General features: G+C 41.4%; 25 protein-coding genes. 21 read left to right on the top strand and 4 right to left on the bottom strand.

Translation table 11 applies throughout. The annotated features are described in order from the left end of the window. The first annotated feature begins 88 nt into the window (after positions 1-88). The 4 genes from GHNINEIG_RS11675 to GHNINEIG_RS07790 are packed head-to-tail and all read left to right on the top strand — an operon-like array spanning position 89 to position 2,708. Entirely contained in the window at positions 89-1,444 is a 1,356-nt protein-coding gene (locus GHNINEIG_RS11675) for a hypothetical protein (protein WP_189636857.1), read from the top strand. A 21-nt stretch (positions 1,445-1,465) separates the two neighbouring features. Beyond that, positions 1,466-1,723 (top strand): hypothetical protein, encoded by a 258-nt coding sequence (locus tag GHNINEIG_RS07800; protein WP_135796127.1) that lies wholly within the window; start codon positions 1,466-1,468, stop codon positions 1,721-1,723. 15 nt (positions 1,724-1,738) lie between these two features. Continuing rightward, complete coding sequence (locus GHNINEIG_RS07795; RefSeq protein WP_135796126.1) at positions 1,739-2,371, top strand: LPP20 family lipoprotein; 633 nt, start codon at positions 1,739-1,741, stop codon at positions 2,369-2,371. Between the two features lie 43 nt (positions 2,372-2,414). Next, positions 2,415-2,708: a hypothetical protein gene (locus GHNINEIG_RS07790; RefSeq protein WP_135796125.1), complete on the top strand. Its 294-nt coding sequence runs from the start codon at positions 2,415-2,417 to the stop codon at positions 2,706-2,708. Between the two features lie 257 nt (positions 2,709-2,965). Here GHNINEIG_RS07790 and GHNINEIG_RS07785 read toward each other — a convergent pair whose 3' ends face one another. The 4 genes from GHNINEIG_RS07785 to flgA all read right to left on the bottom strand — a co-directional run bounded on the left by GHNINEIG_RS07785 (position 2,966) and on the right by flgA (position 5,341). Continuing rightward, entirely contained in the window at positions 2,966-3,541 is a 576-nt protein-coding gene (locus GHNINEIG_RS07785) for a PilZ domain-containing protein (RefSeq protein ID WP_135796124.1), read from the bottom strand. Positions 3,542-3,670: 129 nt separating this feature from the next. Then, positions 3,671-4,159 carry a flagella synthesis protein FlgN gene (locus GHNINEIG_RS07780; RefSeq protein WP_135796123.1) on the bottom strand — a complete coding sequence of 163 codons (489 nt, stop codon included), beginning with the start codon at positions 4,157-4,159 and terminating at the stop codon, positions 3,671-3,673. Between the two features lie 24 nt (positions 4,160-4,183). Beyond that, positions 4,184-4,489 carry a flagellar biosynthesis anti-sigma factor FlgM gene (gene flgM, locus GHNINEIG_RS07775; RefSeq protein WP_135796122.1) on the bottom strand — a complete coding sequence of 102 codons (306 nt, stop codon included), beginning with the start codon at positions 4,487-4,489 and terminating at the stop codon, positions 4,184-4,186. Positions 4,490-4,603: 114 nt separating this feature from the next. Beyond that, positions 4,604-5,341 (bottom strand): flagellar basal body P-ring formation chaperone FlgA, encoded by a 738-nt coding sequence (gene flgA / locus GHNINEIG_RS07770; protein WP_135796121.1) that lies wholly within the window; start codon positions 5,339-5,341, stop codon positions 4,604-4,606. A gap of 166 nt (positions 5,342-5,507) precedes the next feature. Here flgA and GHNINEIG_RS07765 point away from each other — a divergent pair, with 166 nt between their 5' ends. The 17 genes from GHNINEIG_RS07765 to GHNINEIG_RS07685 all read left to right on the top strand — a co-directional run bounded on the left by GHNINEIG_RS07765 (position 5,508) and on the right by GHNINEIG_RS07685 (position 23,251). Next, on the top strand, positions 5,508-6,482 hold the full coding sequence (locus GHNINEIG_RS07765; RefSeq protein WP_135796120.1) for a chemotaxis protein: 975 nt from the start codon (positions 5,508-5,510) through the stop codon (positions 6,480-6,482). Positions 6,483-6,541: 59 nt separating this feature from the next. After that, positions 6,542-7,843 carry a hypothetical protein gene (locus GHNINEIG_RS07760; RefSeq protein WP_223260856.1) on the top strand — a complete coding sequence of 434 codons (1,302 nt, stop codon included), beginning with the start codon at positions 6,542-6,544 and terminating at the stop codon, positions 7,841-7,843. Between the two features lie 428 nt (positions 7,844-8,271). Beyond that, positions 8,272-8,673 (top strand): flagellar basal body rod protein FlgB, encoded by a 402-nt coding sequence (gene flgB, locus GHNINEIG_RS07755; protein WP_135796118.1) that lies wholly within the window; start codon positions 8,272-8,274, stop codon positions 8,671-8,673. A gap of 2 nt (positions 8,674-8,675) precedes the next feature. After that, positions 8,676-9,086 carry a flagellar basal body rod protein FlgC gene (gene flgC, locus GHNINEIG_RS07750; protein ID WP_135796117.1) on the top strand — a complete coding sequence of 137 codons (411 nt, stop codon included), beginning with the start codon at positions 8,676-8,678 and terminating at the stop codon, positions 9,084-9,086. A gap of 11 nt (positions 9,087-9,097) precedes the next feature. After that, complete coding sequence (locus tag GHNINEIG_RS07745) at positions 9,098-9,781, top strand: flagellar hook assembly protein FlgD (RefSeq protein WP_135796116.1); 684 nt, start codon at positions 9,098-9,100, stop codon at positions 9,779-9,781. Positions 9,782-9,849: 68 nt separating this feature from the next. Next, entirely contained in the window at positions 9,850-11,469 is a 1,620-nt protein-coding gene (locus GHNINEIG_RS07740) for a flagellar hook protein FlgE (RefSeq protein ID WP_135796115.1), read from the top strand. 316 nt (positions 11,470-11,785) lie between these two features. Next, the gene (locus GHNINEIG_RS07735; protein ID WP_135796114.1) at positions 11,786-12,523 is read left to right on the top strand and encodes a flagellar basal body rod protein FlgF; all 738 of its coding nucleotides are present in this window, start codon (positions 11,786-11,788) and stop codon (positions 12,521-12,523) included. 16 nt (positions 12,524-12,539) lie between these two features. After that, positions 12,540-13,331 carry a flagellar basal-body rod protein FlgG gene (flgG, locus tag GHNINEIG_RS07730; protein WP_135796113.1) on the top strand — a complete coding sequence of 264 codons (792 nt, stop codon included), beginning with the start codon at positions 12,540-12,542 and terminating at the stop codon, positions 13,329-13,331. A gap of 45 nt (positions 13,332-13,376) precedes the next feature. Beyond that, positions 13,377-14,129, top strand: coding sequence for a flagellar basal body L-ring protein FlgH (locus GHNINEIG_RS07725; protein ID WP_135796112.1), 753 nt, complete (start codon positions 13,377-13,379; stop codon positions 14,127-14,129). Positions 14,130-14,436: 307 nt separating this feature from the next. Continuing rightward, positions 14,437-15,537, top strand: a complete 1,101-nt coding sequence (locus GHNINEIG_RS07720; protein WP_135796111.1) for a flagellar basal body P-ring protein FlgI — start codon at positions 14,437-14,439, stop codon at positions 15,535-15,537. A gap of 10 nt (positions 15,538-15,547) precedes the next feature. Next, a complete protein-coding gene (locus GHNINEIG_RS07715; protein WP_135796110.1) occupies positions 15,548-16,015 on the top strand; it encodes a rod-binding protein in 468 nt (155 codons plus the stop codon). Positions 16,016-16,056: 41 nt separating this feature from the next. Then, positions 16,057-17,949: a flagellar hook-associated protein FlgK gene (gene flgK / locus GHNINEIG_RS07710; RefSeq protein ID WP_135796109.1), complete on the top strand. Its 1,893-nt coding sequence runs from the start codon at positions 16,057-16,059 to the stop codon at positions 17,947-17,949. Between the two features lie 21 nt (positions 17,950-17,970). Beyond that, positions 17,971-18,996: a flagellar hook-associated protein FlgL gene (gene flgL / locus GHNINEIG_RS07705; protein ID WP_135796108.1), complete on the top strand. Its 1,026-nt coding sequence runs from the start codon at positions 17,971-17,973 to the stop codon at positions 18,994-18,996. A 132-nt stretch (positions 18,997-19,128) separates the two neighbouring features. Continuing rightward, positions 19,129-20,370, top strand: a complete 1,242-nt coding sequence (locus GHNINEIG_RS07700) for a murein transglycosylase domain-containing protein (RefSeq protein ID WP_135796107.1) — start codon at positions 19,129-19,131, stop codon at positions 20,368-20,370. A 34-nt stretch (positions 20,371-20,404) separates the two neighbouring features. Continuing rightward, positions 20,405-21,406 (top strand): NAD-dependent 4,6-dehydratase LegB, encoded by a 1,002-nt coding sequence (locus GHNINEIG_RS07695; protein ID WP_135796106.1) that lies wholly within the window; start codon positions 20,405-20,407, stop codon positions 21,404-21,406. Beyond that, positions 21,399-22,598, top strand: coding sequence for a LegC family aminotransferase (locus GHNINEIG_RS07690; RefSeq protein WP_135796105.1), 1,200 nt, complete (start codon positions 21,399-21,401; stop codon positions 22,596-22,598). Before GHNINEIG_RS07695 ends, GHNINEIG_RS07690 begins: the two co-directional genes overlap by 8 nt. Next, positions 22,595-23,251, top strand: coding sequence for an acetyltransferase (locus GHNINEIG_RS07685; protein WP_135796104.1), 657 nt, complete (start codon positions 22,595-22,597; stop codon positions 23,249-23,251). Before GHNINEIG_RS07690 ends, GHNINEIG_RS07685 begins: the two co-directional genes overlap by 4 nt. The last annotated feature ends 13 nt before the right edge of the window (positions 23,252-23,264 follow it).

The raw sequence follows: 23,264 nt of genomic DNA, 5'->3' as shown, positions 1-23,264 counted from the left end.
TATGGCCAGGCCTGGTCAGTTTTATGAAAATGATGACTGTTGAATTAAAAAGACGGTTTTTAATTTTAATCTGTTTGAGGATGCAAGCGTGGCTGATACTGGCGACACAATTGACCCTAATGATTTAGACAGTATAGATGCATTATTGGATGAAGCCGAGCTGGAAGCCGTTTCAGAAAATGAAAGTGCGACTGAAGATGCTGCCGATACATTAAGTGATGTTGATGATGATTTATTAGATGGTTTAGATGCCGAACCAGCGTCTGAACCTGAGCCAGCGCCTGAACCTGAGCCAGCGCCTGAACCTGAACCAGCGTCTGAACCTGAACCAGCGTCTGAACCTGAGCCAGCGTCTGAACCTGAGCCAGCGTCTGAACCTGAGCCAGCGCCTGAACCTGAACCAGCGCCTGAACCTGAGCCAGCGTCTGAACCTGAGCCAGTGTCTGAACCTGAGCCAGCGTCTGAACCTGAGCCAGCGCCATCAGCTGGAATGGGTATGGGAATGCCTGAGCCCGAGCTTGAGCCTTTATTCAGCACAGATCCGCCTGAAGGCGGCAATATGATGTCTCCCCCTGAACAACAAGGAGGGGCTGACTCCGGTATGGAAGATGGTGCGGAAAACTTTTTACAAAAACGCGCGGCTTTACAACAACAAAATCAAACGCAAGAACAAAACGCAAGTCCAAATAATTTAACGGTGGCCGAAATGGATTCAATAAAAAAACTGATTATTATTTTCAGCTCAATCACGATAACTTTGGTATTGGTTGGAATTGGAGTTGGCTTTTGGAGTGCCATGTCATCTAGTTCAGGTTTGGATGAGGAAACAGTGACCTTGTTGGAAGATATTCAAGCAGGCGCTACCCAAAGCATGATTAAAGCCTCGAGTTCTGAAAAAACAGTGAAGTTGGTCGAGAAAAAATTGGATGCGTTAAGCTTCCAAATTGAGCAACTAAATCGAGATTTGACACAGTTAAGTCCAATGTTATCAAGCAGTGCAGCGACTTCACCTAAGCCAGCGGATGCTAAATCTCCGGCTACAGGTACTAAACCTGCCGATAATAAGGCAGCTACAGATAAAACTGTGGTGGTGATACCCAAAGAAACGAAATCTGCTCCAGCTGCTCAGGCGATTGACATGGTGAAGGTAAATCCTAATCTGGTTAAAAAAATGGATAAAGTAAGTTCGCAAGTGGTCGTTACACAGAGAAGGATTGCGGAAGTGAACCGACGTATTAAGTCTTTACAATCACAGTATAAGACGGTTTTAAAAACGGTTAAAAATGTTGAAAAAACAATACTTGAAAAGCAAATTCAAGCATCAAAAGAACTTGAAGCAATAAAAAAACAAAAACAAGCTGAGCTTATTAAAGAGCAACACAGAAAGGAATCCAGCTATCAATATAGTGCACCGAGCAACCCTTTTTTCGATGGTATGCGTTAAGCATAATTAAGAGGAATATGGATGCTAGTCGATTTGTTGAAACGTGGATTCGCTATAGTCAGTTTAATCAGTTTAATGGCTTGTAGTAATGCAACCACGACTTATTCGGTACCAAGTTATTATGATGTGAGTGCCATTTCAAATATTAAGTATCGTGATGGCTGTGAATACTATGCGGATGATCTTAAGTATCGTGTACAACGGAATAATTGTGCGGAAGGTCAATCGAATGATTGGGTGACTCACCGGACTTATAGAAAACAATCTTTTTTTGAGTAAAACGGAGAAACTGTTATGAAAAAGCAGACTTTATTATTGACGGCATTAACCAGTGCCTTTGTATTAGCGGGTTGTACTTCACAACCAACTAAAAATGAATATCAATCAAAACAGGAACCTAAAGTAGCTGATTCCAAACATAGCATTAAGGTTGAAGCGCAAGCCGAAGTAGAGCCTGTAGAAAAAGATAAGGCTAAATCAAATACCGAATCAGAGCAAAAAGTTGTTTATACAGTGAACAAAAAATCTCATGAGCCGGAATTGATTAAGATTTCAGGTATTGGCTATGGCGCTGAAAGTACCTTTGAAGGATATACGCCTGGTCAACGTCGATTAATGGCGATTCGTTCTGCTAAATTAGATGCATATAGATCTCTTGCAGAACAACTTTATGGGATTAAAATTGACAGTAATACTTCAGTAGCTACATTAACAGCGCAAAATGATAGTTTTAGAGCAAGGGTTGATGCTCTGGTAAGAGGTGCTAGACTTGTCAGTATTACTCCTTTAGCTGATCATAACTATGAGACAATCCTAGAAGTTTATGTTGATAAAAGCTTCTTTAACAATACCTTTGTTTATACCCATGATGAATCTAAAAAAACGACTATTTCAGTAGATGAGTTCCAAGGCATTGGAGGACGTTAACTCTTAAGGAATTAAGTGTTAGTGTTTCTTTAGGAGAAAGGTGATGAAAAAAATAACCTTTGTGGTTTCTATAATGTTGATGTTGTTTACCTTTCAGACCATTGCGGAAGCTGCTAGTATTAGTACAAGAGTTCGTATATTAGAAGGTAAGGTTTATAAGCAGAGCAAGTTGATTAAACAGCAAGCTAGGCAAAATCGATCTTACTCGAAAGAACTTAAAAACGGACTTAAAGATATTGAACAACTGAAACTAGAAGTAAAAGATTTTATAAGACAGCAAGAAGCGAATAAAAAGAAGAAAAAAACGTTTAAAGATCATCGTTATTCGTTTCCTTAAGTGTATTGTAATAAGTGAAAAGAAAGGTTTTTGAACCTGAATCGAATGTTTTACTCAGAATTTTTAACCGGCTTTTAGCCGGTTTTTTTGTGTCTAAAATAGTATTGAATAGGTTTTATATTTAAAGGTCGTTATGGCGGGGAAGCTAAAAAAGAACGGTAGTGTTTTACAGATAAGTATAAAAAAAATGGAGTCAATAAAAAAGCCCTTAAAAAAGGGCTTTATTGCATATCTGGGGTAGAGAATTAGAGAATGGTTTATTGTTGTTTTTGTTTGTTCGCCATTTCAATTTCTTTACTTTGGATAAAGTAAACCAGTTTTCGACGGTCATCTTCAGAGAGATCTTCATACTCGAGTGCCACTGTTGATGCTGTAGCAACATCCTTATCTGGGATGATTTTGACAATGTTACATCGAACCAGTATCGGAGGCTCTTCTTCTAAAGGTTGAATTAAAAGATCGACTTTGTCAGTTTCTGTGACGGGTTCATTTACTTTAATGGCAACGCCACCTGCACTGATGTTCACCATTTGCTGAGGAATTGCGTGTACCAGTTGTTTTTTATCAACCGTTTGTAACAAGAAATCCAGTTTACTATTTAAGGCCGTCAGAGCTGTTGCTAATAAGCTACTTTTTTGTCCAATTTGCGAAACGATGGTGCTAATTTGCTCGTCCAATTCAGCTAAATTATTCATAAAGTGCTTTTCGATATAACTCGAGTCAGCTTGAGGAGGAAGCGGTTGCTTTTTGGCTTCTTCCGATGAAAGAATGCTGTAGCTGCATGGGAGCATGACATCAATTCTAAAGAAAGAACGACTATTTTTAGAGGCCATTTTAATTTTCTCTTTTAACTTTCAAATTAAGCATATATTAAAACATATACTTTCAGGATGTAAGATTTTAGTATTGAATTCTACTTAAGCAGAAAACAAGCCAAGTAAGTCTATATGTAAGATAGATTACTATGCTTTTCCGAGAGGGTTGGATTTTGTTTCAGAAGTAGCGGTTTTACCACTGGCACCATAAGTTTGTGCATTTTGATCCTGGCCAGTGAAAACATTTAAAAGAGTTTGATTCATGTTCTTTAAAGCTTGAACAGTCATGCCGTTGATGACATTCTTTTCATGGCATTTTATGGCTGAATCTACCGCCTCTTGAAGATGTTGCTGTGTTTGGGTTGATAAATTCTTAACCGAATCGACCAATAACAGTTCTTGCAAAGAGAGTTGAACATTTTTATCAGGTGATAAGCTTTTAGACAGGATGTTAAACTCTTCTGTAAGAGTCTCTGACAAAGTTTCTTTTTGTTCTAGAAGGGTAATTAAAGGGGAGATGTCGGATGCTTTTAGAACTTCTGCTTCTTGATCAAGAATAGAGTCAAACATTCTTAAATGCTCAAGTAACTGAGTAAGACGTTGGGGAATATCTTTTGTTTCAGTTACTTGACTCATAAATAATGCAGTCCTTTCAGAGTGTTAACTACCAGCAAGTAAAACTTCAGTTTGAATTAACTTGTTGGCGACTTTTTCAGCATCTACTTGATAGCTTCCATCTTTAATGGCTTCACGTAGTTCCGCAATGCGTGCTGAATTATCAATGTCACTTGCCGCCGCTTTTTTCTCGAGGCTATTAACCTGAGAGGATACGTCCGTTAACGTGACTTTGTCAGTACTTTTAGATGTGCTAGAAGGGTTTGATGCTGCATTCCCTTTAGGTGAATTGTTCGCTGAATCATTTAAGCGATTATTCACTAAACTTTGATTGATATTTTTAATATCCATGACTTAAATCCCCAATTTGTCCCTTGTATTTTAACAATTAATTTATTCGTATCTACTATATTTATCGACAAATTTTTAATAACTTTAGTTTTTTTTAAAAACTTATTGTATTGTTTAAGGAACGAGAACTGTGTTCGGAGCAATAACTATGCCTTTTATGATTTTTTTAGAAGATAAGTTTTCAACCGGCACTTGTTGGTTTTTAACACCGTCCTTTAATGCCTTACCTACAGATTCCACTTTGATGTTCCCTATATAGGTAATGATGGTGACATTATTGTCTTCAAGAACTAAATAAGGTGGCTGTAATTGTCTAACGGTTAGAATGCTATTGGGGGATAGACCTCTTTTCGCGCGCATTCCGATAGCACTGTCAATATCTATTAAAGCACCTGTTTTGGTTTTTTGGTACGGAACTAATATTCGTTTTACATCTTCTTTTTGTATAACGGCCTGTTTCAAGATTGCTTTAGTCGTAATCACAACAGGTACATCTCCTTCTACCGTGGCAGTGACGTAAACTTTCCATTCCGGGCTAGGGCAAATCACGCGTAATGTCATTCTTCCGTACAGTTTTTCTGGCGCTTTATCTTCTAATTCTAATGCTTCTTGGCATTTCGGTAGTTGCAAGCGACGACTGAATTCTCGAATATCAATTTGAGCGTTATAAACTTTTTGGTCAGTTTTTTGCTTTAGGTGTGATCGTACCATGTTGTATAGGGTGTCAAGCGGTTGACTCTCAGGTTTAAGAGATTGGTTTTCCGCTTGCGCAAAGGTACTGTTGAGCAGTAAAGCACTCAGAAGAAAAAGAGCGGTAGAAAAGTGTTGAATATACGGTTTTATGGGTCTCATTTAGATACTTTTGATTGCATTTTGCTTGCTATTAGGTTTTCAGTTATATTAACTGATATTGAATGAATTATCATTGTTGTCTCGATAAGAAATTCTTAAGAGTATTCGAAAGGTTTATGTTGAAACAAACGCAATGGCACAAATAAAAGTGTGAAGGTGGCTTTAAATGTCAAGTTTTCTAAAAGGGGTTGACCAACGAACGTCTTTAGCGGGAATGAACCGCATGGAGTTATTGTTGTTTAAAATCCACGGCAATCAGTTATTTGGTATTAATGTCTTTAAGGTTAGAGAAGTCATTCGTACGCCTTATATTTCACCCGTTCCTAAGTCCGATGATCGAGTCGTTGGTGTGTCTGATATTCGCGGGCAAACGATGCCGATGATTGATTTAGCAAAATCGCTTGATTTACCTGCCGTTCCAAGGGATAAATACAGTGAGTCTTTGACCATTGTGACGGAGTTTAACAGTTCAGTTCAAGGGTTTTTGGTTGAAGACGTTGACCGTATTGTTCACTTGCGCTGGGAAGACATTTTACCTCCTCCTGACTCACTGCAAAACGTAAACTACCTCACCGGTATTACCCGTGCACAAGAGCAAATTGTTGAAATTGTCGATGTTGAAAAAGTTTTAGCTGAAGTGTCAGGTATACAAGAAGAAATGTCTGATGAATTTCTTCACCAAAATCAGGCGAAGACAAAAGGGCATGATTTCTTTGTTTTGGGTGCCGATGATTCAGCCGTTGCTCGAAACCAACTCAAAACCACGTTGGAAAAACTAGGCATCTCCAACAAAATTGTTACCAATGGACGTATGGCCTTAGACTTTTTGAAAAAGTGGGCTGATGATGCGGATAAAGATATTAGTCCGCCTGTTGGTGAACGCGTTTTGATGGTTATTTCAGATATTGAGATGCCGGAAATGGATGGGTATACCTTAACCACCAATATTCGAAAAGACCCACGTTTAAGTGATTTGTATGTGGTCTTGAGTTCATCTCTCAGTGGCGGCTTTAATGATACATTGACCGAGAAAGTCGGCGCTAATAAATTCATGTCAAAATGGCACCCAGAAGAGTTGGCGCAAGCGATTATTGACCGGATTGATGCTGTCGCGGTCCAAAGACAGAAACAGGCGTCATAATTCAAAGCAATGGGTTGAGAATGGAAAAACTGATGATATTGTGGGGTTTAAGGAAGTATTTGTTTGCAAAAGAATGGACTCTTTTGCTGGTTTCTTTCTTGTTTAGTGCCATTGCCGTTGCTGCGACCCCTTTAAAGGAATCTTCTCAAGTAAAAGAATCCTCTCAGGCCTACCCTAAGCATTGTGTCGTTGTGACAGGCACGGCCTCTACGGAAGATGTTTCAAAAGCCTTCGCTCGGCAAATGGCGATAAGAAATGGTCTGAAGCTTGCCAGTATGCAAAACAATCTGAGTATCGATTCCGATCAGGTGGTCAAAGATTACACACTTACCAAGGATATGACACACTTTACCAGTCACAGTAAAGTCTCTAAATTTATCATTATGGATGAAGGGGTGAAAGAGCCCGAGTTTGATGATCTTTTTAATGAAAAAGGATTGAAAAAATCACCAGAAGAAATCAAGAAGCTACAAACTTATCAAGTTCGAATGGAAGTTTGTCTAACAGAAGACCCCAAAGCCTGTAATAATATTCCTGGCAACCATTATCAGCCTAAGTTAGCCATTGCTCGACCTGTCACGACAGATTCTTATGGTGCCGCTGATATTTCAAATTTATTGGTCGGGTATCAAAATGAATTGGAAAGACGCTTAAAAAACCAAGGTTATCAAAACCTTTTGATGCTCGAAGATTCTTCCGTGATTGACCCAAACCAAGCGGTAGGTCCTAATTTATCTCCGGAAGTATTAGACCCAGTTCGTGAGAGCACTGGCGCACAGTTTTTATTGTTATCGGTGATTCGTTCGATCTCGGCTCACAATGAAGACCCTAAGTTATGGAATGATATTAAGCGGTTTTATAACCGGGAAGTCCAGCCAAATGCACGTTATATAGAAGTTGATTTCTATGTTGTCGACTTAGTGAATCATAAAGTGGTTTCTCAGAATAGAAAAGGCTTTGATGTTAAAGGCGATGTGGTTGTGGGACGAGATCGACCTTTTGGTACCAACGCATTTTTTGCTACCGATACGGGTATGATTTTTCACGCTTTACTACAAGAGCAAACGCAATCAGTTTATAGCTATTTAAACTGCCGTCCTGTTGAAACCCGAATAATTGACATCAGAGATGGTGAGTATATTGTTTTCTTGTCGCGCGAGTCAGGTGCTCGTGTAGGGGATGAGTTAGCCGTTTACCATAACTTTGGTCGTCCTGTGCGTTATCAGGGAATGGATTTAGGGCTGGATTCTAAACCGGCTGGTTTTCTGAAGATTAAACGTATCCAGTCCAAGTTTGCTGTTGCTGAAATTTTGGCGAAAGAGGGCCTTATTCAAGTTGGTGACACTGTCCGGTCCTGGTAATTTAAAGTGTCGTTTTTTTGGCATGCCTCTCAAAATCAAATCACTGAAGAGTTCTTTCTGTAAGCTCTTATTTTTAAACGTTTGTTCTTAATTTTTTTCAAATTGAAAAATGCCCAGGCCTGGTTATTTTTTGCCGCTTTTAACTCTTCTTTGAAAAATATCTTGTCATTTTCTTTTAAATAAATCTTTATAAAACAACTTCTTATGTTTGTTTTCGGCAAAAATTGCCGAAAGAATTTAAAAAAGTGATTTATTTTCTAAAGTTTTTGAGTTCTCTGCCGATATACGGCCTTTTTTCGCCAACTTTAATTTTTTTTAAAGGGTTGGCATTCTGATTGCTAATGATTTCCTAGAAAAATAAAAACAATAAAATTTTGACGGTTGTTTGTTTTTACGAACTAAACAGCAGACTGGAAAAGGAAAAGATTATGGAATCGGTATTTGGTATACATGAACATGCTTTAGCGGTTCGTAAAGAACGCCAAAGTATTCTGGCAAATAATATTGCCAATGCAGACACGCCGAATTTTAAAGCAAGGGACGTGGACTGGCGAAAAGAAATGCAAGCGGCAGAAGAAGATTTGAATAAAGGGCGTTATAAGCCTGATCTGAAAATGACGAACAGTCGCCATATAGAAGGGTTTGCAGAAGCCAGTACAGAAGATTATTTAAAGTATCGCATGCCGACACAACCTTCTTTGGATGGCAATACGGTTGAAACGCATATTGAAAAAGCGCAGTTTATGGAAAACTCAATGCAGTACCAAGCAACGCTTGAATTTCTAAATAGCAGTATTACCGGCATCCGCGGTGCCTTGAGAGGAGAATAATCATGTCGATGTTTCCAACGTTAGATATTTCTGCAACTGGAATGCAAGCTCAAACTGTTCGATTGAATACGATAGCGTCTAATATGGCGAACGTTGACAGTATCAGTTCAAACTCCGATGAAACCTATCGTTCCAAGCAGCCTGTCTTTAAAACCATTATGGACAATGAAACAGGTTTACCAGCTGGTGGGGTAAAGGTGGATGATATTGTGGAAAGCAAAGCCCCTTTAAAAATGGAATATAACCCCAATCACCCGATGGCGAATGCGGAAGGGTATATTTATCGACCTAATGTGAACGTGGTAGAAGAGATGGCAAACATGATGAGTGCTTCTCGAAGTTACGAAACGAATATTGAAGTGTTGAATACTTCAAAACAGTTATTGTTACGCACCATTCAGATGGGTAAATAGGAGAGTAACCGATGGCAACTCCAGCAATCAGCAGCAATAATACAGACTATATGAAGGCGCTTCAGCAATCCACGAATGGGAAGTCGAATGCGCCAGATCAACAGTTGGGACAGGCAGACTTTCTTCGCCTCTTAACCACCCAGCTTCAAAACCAAGATCCCAATAAACCAATGGATCCTACCAATTTCGTGACCGATTTAACCCAAATGAGTCAGTTAGAAGCAACGACTAAAATGAACCAGTCGATGCTGGCAATGACGACTGGGCTGCAAAATATGCAGGTCATGCAATCGGCCTCATTAATTGGTAAGAATGTTCAAGCCATTGGCGACACGATGTCTCATGAAGCAGGCTCTGAAACACCAATTCGACTGTCTCTGGACCAGCCATTAAAAGATGTGACAGTCGTGGTGTCGGATGCCAACGGTCCGGTCTCTGAAATCTTTGTGGATGACTTGAATGCCGGTGAAAAGACCGTTAACTGGGACGGAAAAGATAAGCTGGGTAATATCGCATCAAGTGGAGAATATACTTTGACCGTTTTCGGATTGGATAAAAACGATGAATTACAGTCTATTAAAACAATCGTCCCATCTAAGGTAAATTCAATCTCAATTAATGAGGATGGTAGTTCAACAGCGACTTTGGCTACAGGAGAAAGAGTCAAAATAGATGATATTAGAGAAATCAGTTAAACCAGATTAAACCACATTATTTTTAAATAAAAAAACAAACACAAGAGAATACGTAAAGGAGAAGCATCATGGGTGTAGCGTATGATTTAACAGCGGTCAGTGGTCTTAATGCCGCCTCTCAAGGGTTAGGGGTTATTTCCAATAACCTAGCCAATGCTCAAACAATGGGGTATAAAAGCTCTCGAGCAGAGTTTTCAGATATGTTTTATGGTGCGCAAAGTACTCCTGGAAACGGGGTACGCGTTGATTCAATTACCCAGGATTTTACTAATGGAACCATCACGGATACAGGTCGTGACTTGGATATGGCGATTGACGGTGAAGGTTTCTTTATCTTAGAAGACAGAACCGGGAAATATGAAAACGTCTATACTCGTAATGGCTCTTTTAAGCTTGATAAAGATGGGTATGTGACGTCTCAGGAAGGGAATAAAGTGCAAGGGTATTTATTGAACCCTGCGTTGTCGACGGAAAGAAACCCTGTGTTTGAAACGACATTAAGTTCCATTGACTTGGATGAGTTGAATAAAACGCCTAAGTCAACGGATGAAATGAATTACGACATTAACGTTGATGGTGAAGAAGATAACAACGTTGATGCCACTCAGACACCAATAGCGGGCATTGAAAACTCAGTAGGGGGAGATACTGCTCTGGCTGGGTCGGCTTTGTCGAATATTGAAAAATTAGTCGCACCTGAAACTGAGGCTTATGGTGGCTATCCTGATTTCTCAACCAATAAGATTGTATATGATACATTAGGGGGAGAACACCGTTTGACCACTAATTTCTATAAGCGTGATGTGGTCACTGAAGCGAACTCTGATTTGACGTACAACGCTGCAACGGATACGTATACTCAAGAAGCAGCTGCAGGTGTCGGGAATACCAAATACACCAGTTGGTTGGCTCAGTATACGATGGAAGATTATGATGAAGCTACAGGGCAGTGGGTCACAAGCGGACATCGTGAAGCCGTTCCTGCTGATGGAACAGCGTCAGCGGATGCTGGGATTATTTACGAGTTGCGTTTTGATACCAATGGTAACTTGATTGATACGCGTGAACCGACTGTTGCTGCACTGGCGACAGGGGCAAATTCAACGCCTACTGGGCAAGACACTGCGAATAACCCGCTTGATCCTGCAACTTGGACGCCTACTGGGAATCAGCCGAATATGGAATGGGTGGTTGACAACCCTATCACCGGTGCGAATGATCCATTGGGGAATCCAGCAGATGCACTAGGGGTCAGTATTGATGTTGATTTTAAAGACATGACGCAATTTGCAGGGTCTTATAACTTGCGTGGTGTGACACAAAATGGGTATGCCATCGGGGATTTGGTTGGTGTATATACTGGTAAAGACGGTGTGATTGAAGCACGTTATTCAAATGGTCGCTCGGTTCCAGTTGCTCAGCTTGGGATGGCCAACTTTAACGATAAAAATGCACTAGAGAAGCTTGGTGGACAAAGTTATGCAGAGAGTTTTGCCTCTGGTGCTGTCCAGATAGGGACGTCTGAGCGTAATGGATATGGTTCGATTAATGCCGGTGCACTGGAGTATTCGAATGTGGATACGGCAGGAGAACTGGTTCATATGATTCAGACTCAAAGAACCTACCAAGCGAGTGCACAAGTGATTCAAACATCGCAAACACTGACGCAAACGATTTTACAGCTTTAATTAACGTTTTATTTTTTCTGGTCTTGCCGGCATTTCTTGCCGGCTTTTTTGTTTGTACCTTCCCATATAAGGTTATCGACCTTTTTCTGAAATCTTTAATTCTTTTTTTTGTCAAAGTTGGCACAGCCTATGCTATCTAATTCCTGTATAGATGTTAAAGCGTCAGTTATTTGACAAGAACGCTAAACATACAAGGGAACAGAAGTACGGACCGTTAGAGTCCATAAATAATAAGTGCTTCAGTGTATTAGGCTAAGGTGTGATTGATTCGTCTTAGCCACTATTTTGACTGGAATAAATTGAAAGGAATTGTCTGATGGATCGTATGCTCTATGTTTCGATGAGTGGCGCTAAAGAAGTGATGCTCTCGCAGGCGAACAATGCTAACAATTTGGCCAATGCAAACACGGATGGGTTTAAACAGGATTTTAACCAGTTTCGTGCGCAGCATATGCAGGGGCCAGGTTGGAATTCACGAACGTATTCATTAGACGAAAGGCCAGCGACTGATTTTACACCTGGGGCGGTAAAAGTGACTGGGCGTGACTTAGATATCATGACGAAAGAGAATGGGTTTTTAGCCATTCAGGCACCTGATGGATCAGAAGCCTTAACCCGTTCCGCCTCCATGCATCTTAACCCTGAAGGGGATTTATTAGACGTGCATGGAAATCCGGTTTTAAATGAGGGAGGCGCGCCGATTAATATTCCGCCTGCCAAATCTATTCAAATTGGTAGCGATGGCACGATTTCATTTATTCCAGCCGATTCGACCAATAACTTAGCCGTTGTCTTAGATCAAGTAAGACTGGTGGAGCCTGACATCAAGCAGTTAGAAAAAGGCTTGGATGGCTATATTCGAAATAATGGTCCGGAATTGGAGCAAGCACCGATCAGAGTCGTGAGTGGTGCGCTAGAAGGCAGTAATGTCAATACCGTTGAAGCTTTGACAAATATGATTGAGCTTTCTCGTAAATATGAAATGCAAATTAAGATGATGAGCACGTCTAAAAATCATGCCCAAAAATCTGACAGCATTCTTAAGTTAAGCTAATAGTAGGAGTCTTAAAATGAACAGAGCACTCTATGTCGCAAAAACAGGTTTAGAAGCACAAGATTTTAGATTGGCTACCATTTCGAATAACTTGGCCAATGCCAATACTTATGCTTATAAGACAGGTCGTGCTGAGTTTAACGACTTGATGTATCAAAATGTTCGTCAACCTGGTGCGCAAGCCACGCAAAATGAAGAGAATACCTTTCCGTCTGGTCTTCAGTTAGGGACGGGTGTGAAAGCCATTGGGGTGCAGAAAATCCATACCCAAGGGAATGCCATGGTAACCGACAACCAGTTGGATGTGATGATTGAAGGGAAAGGGTTTTTCCAAGCATTGGATCAGGACGGCAATATCATGTATACCCGTGATGGGTCGTTTGAAGTTAATCAGAATGGTGATTTGGTGACGTCATCTGGCTATTTGGTAGAACCTAATATCAATATTCCATTGAATACGACGGAAGTCTTTATCTCCAGTGATGGTGTGGTGTCAGCGAAAGAGCCAGGCAACCCTCAACCAATCGCGGTTGGTCAGATTGAATTAGCGACGTTTATCAATCCGGCAGGGCTGGAAGCAACCGGGAAGAACTTTTATGTTGAAACCTTAGCCAGTGGTGCTCCCAATGTTAAAAACCCTGAAATTGAAGAAGCGGGTAGTTTGTTGCAAGGGGCCTTAGAGTCTTCCAACGTGAATACGGTTGAAGAGTTAATCGGCATGATCGAAGCGCAAAGAACCTATGAAATGAATTCTAAAGCAATCAGTGCCGCGGATGGCATGATGCAGTATTTGAATAATAATGTTTAATGATTAAATAGCCAGATGCTTTGTGATAAGCACAAGGAGCTAGAAATGACCAGAATTAACACAAAAACTCAAAAAAATAATAATACAAAGTTTTCTAAGCTGCTCTTGGGGATGATGGTTTCATCTATCGTTTTAAGTGGGTGTTCAGCAACTCCTGAGCGCATGGAAAAATTTTCTTATGAACCTAACTATCCGATGAATATTCCGAAAAAAACGGTGCCCAAGAATGGTTCTTTATACCAGAGCGGTGATGCCATTACGCTGTTTGATGATTCTCGGGCACATAAGGTTGGCGACATTATCACGATTAACCTCGCGGAAAATTTTGATGCCAAGAAAAAAGATGAAGCGAAATACGACAAAAGTAATCAACAGAATTTTGGTTTAAATGGGCAAGCCGCAGCAGGTTCTAATGCCAGTGTTTTTGGTGGAAATGTTTCTGTTCCTGGCTTGGGGTCAGGGATTGGTATCGGGTATGGTTCAGATGGTAGCTTTGCCGGTAAGTCGGATGTCAAACAAAAATCCAGTTTAAGTGGTTCTATTGCCGTGACAGTGGTACAAGTGATCTCAAACGGTAATTTGGTTATTCGAGGCGAGAAGTGGATTACCATTCATGAAGGCGAAGAGGTGATTCGTTTTGCGGGTATTGTTCGGCCTCAAGATATCCGTCCAGACAATACCATTGACTCTGAAAAGGTCGCAGATGTTCGTTTAATTTATAAAGATACGGGTATTTCCGGTGATACCAACCGGCCTGGCGCAGTGACACAATGGCTACATAAATATTGGCCTCTGTAATATAAATCTTTTTCCTCATCTTTTAAGGAAAAAGATGAGGAAAAGAAAGTTTGAATGACCTAGGTCTTCTTTCTTAGGTCAAATCTTCATTTCATTTATTCAAAAATGGCCAGGCCTGGTCATTTTATCCCAGTTTTTTTCTGGTCTTTGGGGGCATATTTGCCCCATTTTTTTGTTTGGACGAATTAATATCGGCCAACCTCTTCATTTCTTTAATTTTTTTATTAATTTTTGAGCGAGATGGCATACCTGATGCTAGTATTGTTTAACACAATAAAAATAATTTCCTAAAATTGGGAGTAAGACCATGTTTACCAGAAAAAGTGTCATTTTAATGGCGGTATTATTGATTTGGAGTGCTGTCAGCTACGCTGAAAGAGTCAAAGATTTGGCCAATGTGGCAGGGGTGCGTCCTAACCAGTTGATTGGCTATGGCTTAGTGGTTGGTTTGAGTGGTACTGGAGATAAGACCAGTTATGCCGACCAGAGTTTGATGAGCATGTTGAATAAGTTTGGTATCAATTTACCGCCAGGCACAAAAACCAACTCAAAAAATGTGGCAGCGGTGGCAGTTCATGCGGATTTGCCAGCATTTTCAAAATCAGGTCAAAGAATTGATGTGACCGTTTCCTCTTTAGGAAACGCCAAAAGCTTACGGGGTGGGACTCTGTTGTTAACGCCTTTAAAAGGGGTGGATGGTAATGTGTATGCCTTGGCACAAGGCAATTTAATTGTCGGTGGGTTAGATGCCTCTGGTGCGGATGGATCTCGTATTACGGTCAATGTTCCAAGTGTGGGGCGTGTTCCAGGTGGCGGGATTGTTGAGAAAACCGTCAATACCGGGTTTGATTTAGGGAATACCATTACCTTGAACTTGAAAAATTCTGATTTTACTACCGCGACTAACTTAGTGAATGCGATTAATGCTAAGCTTGGAAAAGGTACCGCTTATGCAACGGATGCAGAGTCGGTTGAAGTGATGGCGCCAAGAATTCCCAATCAACGCGTTGCTTTTTTATCCGTGATTGAAAATATTGAAGTTACTCCCGGCGTGGATTCGGCCAAAGTCATTATTAATTCGCGAACAGGGACGGTTGTCATTGGCAGTAACGTCAAAGTATCAGCTGCCGCGGTCACGCATGGTAATTTAGTGGTGAAAGTCTCTGAGAGTAAAGATGTGTCTCAGCCCAACCCTTTTGCTGGCGGAAATACTGAGGTTACGCCCAAAACGGAGTTGAGTGTTGAAAGCGAAGGCAAAGGGCGAATGTTTAAGTTTCCGAAAGGCGTGACGTTGGATGATATTGTCCAAGCGGTCAATAAGGTCGGGGCTGCTCCTGGTGACTTGGTTGCTATTTTAGAAGCATTGAAACAGTCCGGTGCGTTGTCCGCTGACTTAATGGTGATTTAAGGAGTAGGGTATGGCTGGTGCAGATTTACAAGTTCCAAAACTTGAAGCCTATCAACAGATCTATGGCAATGGCGGTTCTTTTAATGATTTAAAACAAACGGCCAAGCAAGATCAGAAAGCGGCATTACGCCCGGTTGCAGAACAGTTTGAGGCCATGTTTCTGTCGCAAATTTTAAAAGAGGCTCGTAAAGTTAAATTTGATGATGGATTTATGGATGGGGAGCAAGCCGATTTCTACAAAGATTGGTACGATAAACAACTTTCTCAAACATTAGCGACTAAAGGTTCTTTAGGGTTGGCCGATAAAATTGTTGAACAACTTTCACCGAAGTTACCTTCAATGACCTCGTCGCAGTACAAAGAATTGCTCGAGAGTAGAGAGAATAAACAGGCTTCACAATCAGATGATTTGCCTATAAAATCGAAGCAACCGGTGCAAACGACTTCAGATAGCTTGGCTTTAAGACAATTAAAATAAGATGAGTCGGCTTAACTTTAGACTAGAAAAAGGACATTCAGATGGCTGATATGTTAAATATTGGTACCGCAGCGACGAATACGTTTAGACGCGCGATTGAGGTAACCAGTCACAATGTTGCCAATGTTGGAACCGAAGGGTATAGCCGACAAAGAGCCGATATAATCAGTAGTGCGCCAAGCAATACAGGTTATGGATTCTTAGGGGCCGGCTCTCGGGTCAGCTCCATTGACCGAGTTTATGCGGATTATATCCAAACACAATTGGTTGACGCGTACAGCCTTAAGAGTCGATATGACGAACAGCTTAGCTTGTCTAAGCAAGTTGAAGGGGTGGTTGCCAGTAATGACAAAGGTCTTCAAACCTTTATGCAGAACCTGTTTGATTCTTTTCAGAATTTATCCAATAACCCAACCTCGTCAACCAGTCGTGACCAAGTCCTGAGTGAAGCCAATAACATGGAAGCCATGCTGTTAAACATGAGCACCGTTTTGGGCGATACTCAAGAGCAAGTCAACGGTCAGATTAAAAACATGACGGATGAAATTAACAAGAACTTAACCACCATTCAGGCGATTAATAATCAGGTGGCCAATAGTCTTTCAAATGGTGGGCAGCCACCTAATGACTTATTGGATCAACGTGAAAAAGCCATCAAAGAATTGGGGCAGTATATGGATATCAAAACGTTTCGACAGGAAGATGGTCGGATTGATATTCATACCGGCAATGGTCGTTATCCTTTAATTAGTGACAATACCCTCACCACATTGAATGCGGATTTAACCGACTATAAAAATGAAAACCGCATAGAGGTCTATATGCAGATTGGCGGTCAAAAGGTTGAAGTCTCTGATAACATAAAAGGCGGACAGCTAGGCGGTGTATTAGATTTTCGTAATAATCTGCTGGATCGTTCGATGAATGAAATGGGGGTGGCCTTAAATGGTTTGGTTGCCTCGACTAATTGGCAACACTATCAAGGGTATGATCAAAATGGTAACCCTGGGCAAGATTTTTTCACGCCTTTGTCAACCAATGCAATTCAAAGTGCTAAAAATACCGGGCCGGAAGATGGTACGAATATACAAGTGAGTTTTAACCCTGTATATGACCCAACGGCTCCTGTTCAGGGAACCAACCCGCCTTATGATTCGGCGGCGGTTCCACCTGCGGCTGATGCTCAGCCTCCGTTCTATGGGGATAAGCAAACCTATTTAGGACAAGCGATGAGCGCAATCGGTGAGTTCGAACCACGAGAGTATAAATTGCAGTTTTCAACAGCCAGCAATGGATTTGAAATTAAAGATAATAAAACGGGTGATCCTGTTTTAGACTCGGCGGGTAATCCGGTTTTGATTACGCTGGGAGCGCCCGATAATGGGTTCGAAGACGTTGAAGGACTTCGCTTTGATGTGACTAATGTCGCTGCAGCACCAGCCGATGGGGATACTTTTATTGTAAAACCTCATCAAGCAATGCTTGAAGATTTCTCGACCAGTATTAATAGTGGTGAAGAAATCGCGACACGAGGGCAGTCACCTGTTGATACGGGGGTTGCAGGCTTGGCTGATGAAACACCGACACCCGCTTCTGTCGGTGATAATGTTAATATTGCCAATATGGCTAGTCTTCAGTCTAAAAAAGTGCTTTATTCGGATGCTTCAGGCAATGCATCAGAGACCTTGTTGGGTGGTTTTTCTAAGATGGCCACGAATGTGGGGATGTATGTACGCGGTACTGAAATCCAACTGACGTCGCAAGAGAATGTTTTTGATCAAGTTAATGCACGACGAGAATCTTACTCAGGGGTGAATTTGGATGAAGAAGCCGCGAATTTACTACGCTTCCAGCAAGCGTATCAGGCATCGGCTCAAATCATTCAGACATCACAATCATTGTTTCAATCTTTACTTGGTGCAGTACGGTTATAACCGCGGTTAAGGGATATTATCATGAGAGTTTCAACCAACCAATTTCATCTGCAAAGTTTTTCGGCCATTGAAAAACACCAAAATTCGGTGCTGGATATTCAAGAAAAATTGACAACGGGTAATCGAGTTAACCGACCCAGCGATGATCCTATAGCAACCAGTCAAATTCACTCTTTGAATAAAGCGGTCAACACCCTTTCTCAATTTGAAAAAAATGGTGAATTTGCCAAATCGCAACTGTCATTGGAAGAAAGTCAGATCTCTACAGCCGTTGACTTGACGCAAAGAGCTCGTGAATTAAGTATTCAAATGATGAACGGAACTTATACCGCAGAAGATAGACAGTCAACCGCACAAGAAATTGGCCAAATTATTAAACATCTGACTGGTATTATGAACAGTAATAACTCGGAAGAAGAATTGTTGTTTGCCGGTAATAATGTGGATGCAACGGCGGCATTTGTCGTTGACCCAGCCAACTCCGCTGCTTTACAACCTGGGAATGAGTATTACGCCTATATTGGAAGTGCAAATGCTGGCGCCCAATTTGATGAACGAGCCAATTTCGGATCACGCTTTGTTCAAATTGGGTTTGATAATGACCAGACAGCAGCACCAGATGATAAAGGGGATTCGAGTCGCGTTCGAATCACAGATAACGGGGCTAAAGTGTTCAATATCCCAGGTGGTGCAACCTCTTTACCTCCTGGCGTAGACCCGAACTTATTGAATGTTTTAGTAGGATTGAAAGATTCGCTTGATCAAGGTAACCCTCCACCTGATGCGGTAGCCGATGATTTATTATCAGCCGTAAAAGGCTTGTCTAAGCAACAGGCTGAAATAGGCAGCCGACAAAATCGTATTCAAACTCAGTTTGAGGCGGGGCAGACTTTTTCAATGGCCTTGCAGGAAAGAAGAGTTAATATTGAAGAAATGGACGTAGTTGAAGGTATTTCACAACTGAATATGCGCCAGAATGCTTTGCAAATGGCGCAGCAGGTTTTTTCTAAAGTACAGGGAATGTCCTTGTTTGATTATTTAAGGTAAGAGAAAGGCAGAAGCTTCTTTTAAAACAGGTTGCCTTACACTCTGAAATCGTTTTTCTGTTGATGTTGGCGCTTAAATTGCTTTTCCTCTGTTTAATGATAATTTTTAACAAAATTTTGACAGAGGATTCAAGTGTCATTCCATAAAACCATTACGTATTTGATTGTCGCTTCAATGATTCTACTGGGTGTCAGTAGCGGTCTAATGGTGTCTTTTGAACAATGGGTTATTGCACAAACACAAGCAAAGGAAACCACTTCCTCACGACATCTTCCTGTTGAGTCAGGCATTCGTCATATGGTGTCTTCAACGCCTAAAAAACGAACAAGTGTCGAGTCGATTCATACCGAGTCTCATATCGGTTCCCGTCCTGCAATAAATGAAACTTTCAAGCCTATACCATTAACAGATCAAAAGCAGGATGTTGCTTTTAAAGCCGATCAGTCAAACTCATTTAAACCCGCTCCGGTTAGCGCCTCTCAAACACAAGATATATCACAACTACACCCTGTTTTAGTGGTGTATAAAGATGAGTTGGTTATTGAATTCCCGAAAGAAATTGCTTCGACTAAAAATATTAAGAATGCCGTGAGCCGAGTTTTACTGCTCAGTCATCCTTTATCGGATCATGATCTGTTATCAAAAGACAGTCTTGTTTTGTCTGAGAAACCTTATTTTTATCGTAAAGCACTTGATCAACATAAACAGCCTATCCGCTATCCGAAACAAGCCTTTGATTATGCAGGGTATCTAATTGAACATCATGCTGAAGAAATCAAAGATGAAGAAGGCGAGTTTATTGCGCTTCATATCCCTTTGGTTGAAGATGGTCTGACGGGGCCTGCAAAAAATTACCAGGCCTGGGTAAAGGACTATGCAGATGAGTTCGACGTACCGCCTTCTCTGGTATATGCGGTGATGGAAACGGAAAGTGCTTTTAACCCGCGAGCAGTTAGCCGATCGAATGCCATAGGGTTGATGCAGCTTAAGCCTGAAGCAGCAGGGCGAGACGTTTATCAATACATTGATGCAAAGCCTGGGCAGCCAAGTCAAAACGACCTATTCGATTCTAAAAACAATATCCGTATGGGAACGGCATATTTGAGTTTGCTAAAGCACGATTATCTCTCTAATATAGAGGATGATAAAATTAAGCAAATGGTTACCATTTCTTCTTATAATGGAGGCTTAACCACGGTGCTTGGGCTGTTTGGTAACACTCCGGAAAAGGCGGTTGAACGCTTGAATAAAATGAAACCAAATCAAGTGTATCGTAAATTACGTTATGACCACCAGTCGGATGAAACACGTCGATATTTAGATAAAGTCTTAAAAGCGGAAACCAAATATCGAGCGTTATTGAACGAAGTTTAAGGTAACCTCGAGACACACAGGGAGATAAAATTAAATGATGAATCAGTACTGGCAGGGCAAGCAAGTTCTGGTAACGGGAGCGGATGGGTTTATTGGATCACATTTAACCGAACAGCTGGTCAAAGCAGGCGCGAAAGTCCGCGCATTGGCGCTGTATAATTCATTTAATTTCTGGGGGTGGTTGGATCAGTCGCCTTATCTGGATGAAATCGAAGTGGTGTCGGGTGACGTACGGGATCCTTTCTTGTGCAAAAAAATTACCCAAGACTGTCACACGGTTTTTCATCTGGCTGCGTTGATTGCCATTCCTTACTCTTATGTTGCGCCTAATTCATACGTTGAAACCAATGTGAATGGCACCTTAAATATGGCGCAAGCTTGTCTTGATAATAACGTAACGCGATTCATGCATACATCCACTTCGGAAATCTATGGCACCGCGCAATATGTACCGATCGATGAAAAACACCCATCACAGCCGCAGTCACCTTACAGTGCCAGTAAAATTGGTGCCGATGCCATGGCAATGTCATATTTCAATGCCTTTGAAATGCCTGTTTCAATTGCACGTCCATTTAATACTTACGGCCCGAGACAGTCTGCTAGAGCGGTGATTCCAACCATTATTACGCAAATTGCCAATGGCATGAAAGAAATCAAATTAGGGGACACTTCCCCAACACGAGACTTTAATTTTGTGACCGATACCTGTCGAGGCATGATGGCAATTGCCGAGTCTGATAAAACGATTGGCGAAACCATTAACATCGGTTCAAACTTTGAAATTTCCGTTCAAGATACCTTGGACATGATTAAAGACATTATGCAATCGGATGTGGTGTTTGTGACAGATGAACAACGTCTTCGCCCGAAAGACTCGGAAGTGTTTCGCTTGTGGTGTGACAATACGTTGATTCAGTCATTAACGGATTTTAAACCACAATACAATTTACGCACGGGGCTGGAAGAAACCGTTCGCTGGTTCCGAAATATGGACAATTTAAAACAATATAAAGCGGGCATTTACAATGTCTGAAACGACGTCTCAGTCTTATGATGCCTTGTTGAATTTTATTCGAAATCACTATGGAATCTTTTCGAAACAAGAAGGAGTGATTCCATTGCATGCGCCTTGTTTTGATGAGGCTGAAAAATTAACCGTCGTGGATTGTATTGACAGCACTTTTGTCTCTTCTGTTGGTCAGTATGTCGAACAATTTGAAACTGATTTGGCTCATTATACCGGAGCAAGCCACGCTGTAGCGGTAGTCAATGGCACCATGGGGTTATTTCTTGGTCTAAAGATAGTGGGTGTGCAAGCAAACGACTTGGTGTTAACCCAGTCGTTGACGTTTGTGGCCACGCCTAATGCCATCAAGCTTTGTCAAGCGGAACCATTATTCTTAGATGTTTCTCGTAAAACGATGGGCTTATCGCCTGAAGCATTACAGCATTTTCTAGAAACAGAAACGCACACGCATCAAGGTCACTGTATTCATACGCAAACCGGGCGTCGAATTTCTGCGTGTGTTCCTATGCATACGCTGGGGTTCCCGTGTGAAATCGATCAGGTTGTTGAGATTTGCCACCAACACCATATTAAAGTAGTGGAAGATGCGGCTGAAAGTTTAGGCAGTTTTTATCGAAAACAACATACCGGCACGTTTGGTGATGTGGGAGTGTTTAGCTTTAACGGTAATAAAATTCTCACAACAGGCGGTGGGGGGATGCTGGTGACCAATAATGCCAAGCTGGCTGAGCATGCAAAGCATTTAAGCACCACAGCCAAAAAACCTCATGCTTGGTATTTTGAACATGATGAAGTGGCGTATAACTTAAGAATGCCGAATCTTAATGCAGCCTTGGGTGTGGCTCAACTCGGTAAAATGAAATCTTTTTTAAAAGAAAAGCGTACGCTGGCGCAAGGTTATCAACAAATCATTCAAAATCAGCCAGGTCTGGCTGTTTTTAATGATGCCAACAACGAAAATATAGCGCAATCAAATTACTGGCTGAATGCCATTCTTTGTCAAAATGCTTCTGAAAGAGAAACATTTTTGATGCTGACGAATGAGCAAGGCATCCAAACGCGTCCTTTATGGACGCCCATGCATCAACTTGAGATTTATCAACAGGCTTTGCGAGCAGAACTGCCTAATACGGAATGGTTTGCTGAAAGGGTGGTGAATCTGCCGAGTGGCATTCACTGTGCAGGAGTCCGAAAATGATTAAAACGCCTGTTTTGTTGATTGGCGGCGGCGGTCATTGCGCCTCTGTGATTGATGTGATTGAAGCCACTGGACAATTTGAAATCAAAGGGATTGTGGAAGCTGAAAATGCTCAGAATACCTCTCTGCTAGGATATCCTGTGGTAGGAACCGATGAAGATTTGGATGTGTTACTGAGTGAAACGCCGCATTGCGTTTTAACCGTGGGTCAAGTTAAAACTGCCGTACTTCGTCAAATGTTATATGAAAAAGTAAAACGTCATGGTGGCATTCTACCGACCATTATCTCCCCGTTTGCACGGGTTGCACGCTCGGCTAAATTGGGTGAAGGGTGTGTGGTGATGCATCATGCTTTGGTGAATAGTTGTGCCAGCATTGGTCACAATTGTATTATCAATACCCATGCTTTGGTGGAACATCATGCGTTGGTAGGGAATCATTGTCATATTTCAACCGGTGCAATATTGAATGGGGCGGCTGAAGTAGGCAATAACTGTTTGGTTGGCAGTGGTGCGATTTTGCTTCAGGAAGTGCATATTACACATCAAATCGTATTAGGGGCAGGCTCGGTTGTGACCAAATCAATCCATGAAAGCGGCATCTATATTGGCAACCCGACCAAGTTACATCGAGGCCTTAAAGATGGTGAGTAATACACGGGATTTC

Source organism: Hydrogenovibrio crunogenus (assembly GCF_004786015.1).
GTDB lineage: Bacteria > Pseudomonadota > Gammaproteobacteria > Thiomicrospirales > Thiomicrospiraceae > Hydrogenovibrio > Hydrogenovibrio crunogenus.
Note: the sequence above shows the minus strand (reverse complement) of the source record. Positions and strands in the feature narration are given on the sequence as shown.